This is a genomic window from Cellulomonas citrea, from assembly GCF_009829685.1.
Lineage (GTDB): Bacteria > Actinomycetota > Actinomycetes > Actinomycetales > Cellulomonadaceae > Cellulomonas > Cellulomonas citrea.
In genome coordinates this window covers 1-3,796 of sequence record NZ_VWSD01000203.1, presented here as the reverse complement: position 1 = coordinate 3,796, position 3,796 = coordinate 1, and the positions used below count along the sequence as shown (strand labels likewise).

General features: G+C 73.4%; 4 protein-coding genes. 1 reads left to right on the top strand and 3 read right to left on the bottom strand.

The genetic code is table 11. The features are described 5' to 3' along the window. Positions 1–164 precede the first annotated feature (164 nt). Positions 165–2,159, bottom strand: coding sequence for a putative bifunctional diguanylate cyclase/phosphodiesterase (locus F2B26_RS14945; protein WP_235929703.1), 1,995 nt, complete (start codon positions 2,157–2,159; stop codon positions 165–167). A 180-nt stretch (positions 2,160–2,339) separates the two neighbouring features. Between F2B26_RS14945 and msrB the strand changes: the two genes are divergently transcribed. After that, positions 2,340–2,744 carry a peptide-methionine (R)-S-oxide reductase MsrB gene (msrB, locus tag F2B26_RS14940; RefSeq protein ID WP_159810715.1) on the top strand — a complete coding sequence of 135 codons (405 nt, stop codon included), beginning with the start codon at positions 2,340–2,342 and terminating at the stop codon, positions 2,742–2,744. A 34-nt stretch (positions 2,745–2,778) separates the two neighbouring features. Here the strand turns inward: msrB and F2B26_RS14935 are convergent, their stop codons facing one another. Next, a complete protein-coding gene (locus F2B26_RS14935; RefSeq protein ID WP_159810713.1) occupies positions 2,779–3,018 on the bottom strand; it encodes a HypC/HybG/HupF family hydrogenase formation chaperone in 240 nt (79 codons plus the stop codon). Continuing rightward, a partial coding sequence (locus F2B26_RS14930) for a hypothetical protein (RefSeq protein ID WP_201292768.1) occupies positions 3,018–3,796 on the bottom strand: 779 nt, incomplete at its 5' end. The genes F2B26_RS14930 and F2B26_RS14935, both read right to left, overlap by 1 nt.

Sequence of the window (3,796 nt, the reverse complement as noted above, 5' to 3'; positions counted from 1 at the left end):
GCTCGCCGGGCTGGACGACGGTGCGGGCCGGGTCTGGGCCGACCGGGTGTTCGGCGCCTCGACCGCGAGCAGGCTGCGCGCCCTGGCGGTGCGCTACGACCCGGCCGGCACGTTGCTGCCCGGGCGTGCGCTCGACGGCTGACCCCTCGACGACGAGGGGGCTCTCACCACAGCCGCGGGCCGGCCAGCCCGTCGATCCGCGCCGGCCCGGCCAGGTGCGGCGGCTCCAACCGGTCGGCCGGCAGCGGCCGGGCGAAGAAGTACCCCTGCGCCTGGTCGACGCCCAGGTGGGTGAGGACGACGGCGGTCTGCTCGTCCTCGACGCCCTCGGCCACCACCGACAGGCCGAAGCTGTGCGCCAGGTCGACCATCGCCTGCACGATCACCTCGGGGGCCTCGCGCTCCGGTTCGGTGAGGTCCCGGATGAACAGCCGGTCGATCTTGAGCGTGTCCACCGGCAGCGTGCGCAGCTGGGAGATCGACGTCGACCCGATCCCGAAGTCGTCGATCGCGACCTGCACGCCGAGTCGCCCCAGCCGGGCCAGCACGGGGACGATCCGCGCCGGTTCGAACACGAGGGCGGTCTCGGTGATCTCGACCTCCAGCAGCCTCGCCGGCACGTCGTACCGGGTGAGCAGCGCCGAGATCTCCTCGACGATCGTCTCGCTCGTCACGTCGTGCGCCGAGAGGTTGACCGCGACCGGCACGTGCCACCCCTGGGCACGCCACTGCGCGAGCTGGGCGACGCTGCTGGCCAGGGCGTGCCGGGTGAGGTCACGGATGACGCCGGACTGCTCGGCCAGCGGCACGAAGAGGTCCGGGGTGAGGATCCCGCGCTGCGGGTGGTGCCAGCGCATGAGTGCCTCGTACCCGACGGTGCGCCCGGTCGAGAGGTCGACCTTGGGCTGGAAGTACATCTGCAGCTCGTCCTGCCGCGACTCGCGCAAGGCCTGGTGCAGCTCGCCGAGCAGCTGCAGCCGCACGGTCGAGGACTTGTCGGTGTGCGCCGAGTACACCGCGACACCCGTCCGGGAGTGCTTGGCCCGGTACATCGCGACATCGGCCGTGCGCATGAGGGAGGACGCGTCGTCGGCGTGGTCAGGCAGGCACGCCACCCCGATCGACGGCTCGACGTGCAGCACCAGGTCGCCCAGCTCGAACGGCGGGTCGAACAGCGTGCCGACCCGTTCGGCGAGCCGGCGGGCGTCGTCCACGGAGGCGACCTGGGGCAGCAGGATCGCGAACTCGTCACCGCCGAGCCGGGCCACCAGGTCGTCGTCGCGCAGCGAGCCGCGCATCCGTTCGGCCACCTGCTCGAGCAGCTCGTCGCCCCGGTCGTGGCCGAGGGTGTCGTTGATGTCCTTGAACCGGTCGATGTCCAGCAGCACCAGCCCGACGCGCCCCTCGTCGCGCCTCGCCTGGTCGATCGCCTGCCGCATCCGATCGGCGAGCAGCCGCCGGTTGGGCAGCCCGGTGAGCGAGTCGAGCAGGGCGAGCCGGGCGTTCTCCCGGGCCACGGCGCGCAGCCGGCGTGACGTCGTGTGCACGGTGCGCAGCAGCACGAGCCACAGCGCCACCAGCCCGATCACGACGGCGGCGGTGACCTGTCGGACGGCCTCGGACACCCCGGCGCGGGCCTCGGAGTCGTCCAGCCGGATCTGCGCGACCGCGACGACGGTGTCCGAGCGGCCTCCCCCGGGGCCGTTGACGTCGGCGGCGTGCACCGGCAGGTAGATGTCCAGCACGGGACGGCGCACCGTGCCGTCGGGCCCGAGCGTGACGTCGGTCGTCGCGAAGGTCTGCGGGCGTTCCTCGGTCAGCGCCTTGGTGAAGCTCAGCGGGTCGCGGGCGGTCGAGCTCCGGTCGTCCGTCGTGGAGTAGACGAGTGCACCCGACGTCGTCCACAACGTGAGGTCGACCATCCGGTCGGTGAACCGGCCGACGGTCTCCTGGACGGCGTCCCGCTGCTGACGGCTCAACGTCCCGGACCGCAGCGTCGGCACGTCGAGCGGGCGCACCGCGTAGCCCATGAGGTCGTGCGCCGAGGCGGTCGCGGTCCGGGCGCTCTGCTCGTTGAGCACCGACGACGTGACCATGACGAGCACGATGCCGAGCACCGCCATCGACACGCCGCTGACCAGCACGAAGTACCGCGTCAACCGGAACGGTCGATGGCCGGAGGAGAGCACTCCCACCCCTTCGCACCACTCGGGAGACGCGCGCAGCTGCGCGCCAGGGCACACGCTAGACGCCCGTCCACCCCGCCCGGGAGACCTCGCGGGAACGAGGTGGCCCCGGCCGCTGTTTCACCCGTGCGAGCGACCCCTCAGGAGGAACCGATGACGTACGAGATCGAGAAGACCGACGAGCAGTGGCAGCTCGAGCTGGAGCCCCAGGAGTTCGCGGTGCTGCGCCGGGCCGGTACCGAACGAGCCTGGACCGGTGCCCTGCTCGACGAGCACCGCGCCGGGGTGTACCGGTGTCGGGCCTGCTCCGCCGAGCTGTTCCGGTCGGACGCCAAGTTCGACTCGCACTGCGGCTGGCCGAGCTTCTTCACCCCGCTGGCCGGCGAGGCCGTGGTGGAGCGCACCGACACGAGCCTCGGCATGGTCCGCACCGAGGTGCTGTGCGCCCGGTGCGGTTCGCACCTGGGTCATGTGTTCGACGACGCCCCGTCCACCCCGACGGGTCAGCGCTACTGCATGAACTCGGTGAGCCTGACGTTCGAGGCCGTCGAGGCGTGAGCGTGGTGCCGGCCGCGGTCCGCCGCGGCCGGCCCTACGGGGCGGGTGGTGCGATGACGCCGAGCTCGACGAATGCGGCGAGCGAGGCGGCCGCGGCCTCCGGGTCGAGCAGGTCGACGGCGAACCCGTTCTGCACCAGGACGTGGTCGCCGACCTGCGCGTCGGGCACGTAGGCCAGGCAGCACTCCTGCTGCTGACCGGCGAGGTCGACGGTCGCCATCGGCAGCACGTCGCCGCTGATCGCCGTGATGAGTGCGGGCACCCCGATGCACATCATGCGCTCCTGGTCGTCGTGCCGGTCGGTGCGCCGACCGGCACCGAGTCCACCTGCAGCCCCATCGTCCCGGCCGGTGCCGAGGAGCACGGCAGGCACGGGTCGGCCTCGCGGATCGCGTCCTCCATGTCGAGGGCCGACACGGTCGCACCCGCCTGGTCCACCCCGGCGGCCGTGGCGAGCAGCGCGGCCAGCCACGGCTCGTTCTGCGCGGTCGGGGTGAGGATCGTCGCGGCCGTCACCGTGCCCCGCTCGTCGACCGCGTACCGGTGCACGAGCAGCCCGCGCGGACCGTCCACCCAGCCGATGCCGACCGGGTGGCGGGTGAAGGCTGCGACGGGACGGGCGGCCGGGCCGTGCACGAGCGCGCCCTGGCCGAGCAGCACGCCGATCGCCTCGACGCTGTGCACGGCGATGACGGCTCGGGCGGCGTGCGCCCCACCGCCCGCGGCCAGCCACTGCTCCTGCAGCCCGGCGGCCACCGGTGTGGTGAGCGGTCCGATGCGCAGCTGGGCGACCGGGCCGACGCGGTACCGACCACGGTCGGGTCCGAGCGCCACGAGGTACGGACGGGGGGCCGGGTCGCCCGGCACCGCCTCGGCGACGAGATCGTCCCAGCGTGCGGCAGGTGCGCCGGGTTCGACGAGGGTGCCGTCGGCCGCGACCACCCGCAGCAGGCTCCCCAGCAGGTCCGGACGGCCCGCGGCATCGGCCAGCGCGGCGTCGGCGCCGTCGAAGGTGTCCGTCGGGCCCGGTTCGGCCAGCGCGCGCCGGGCGA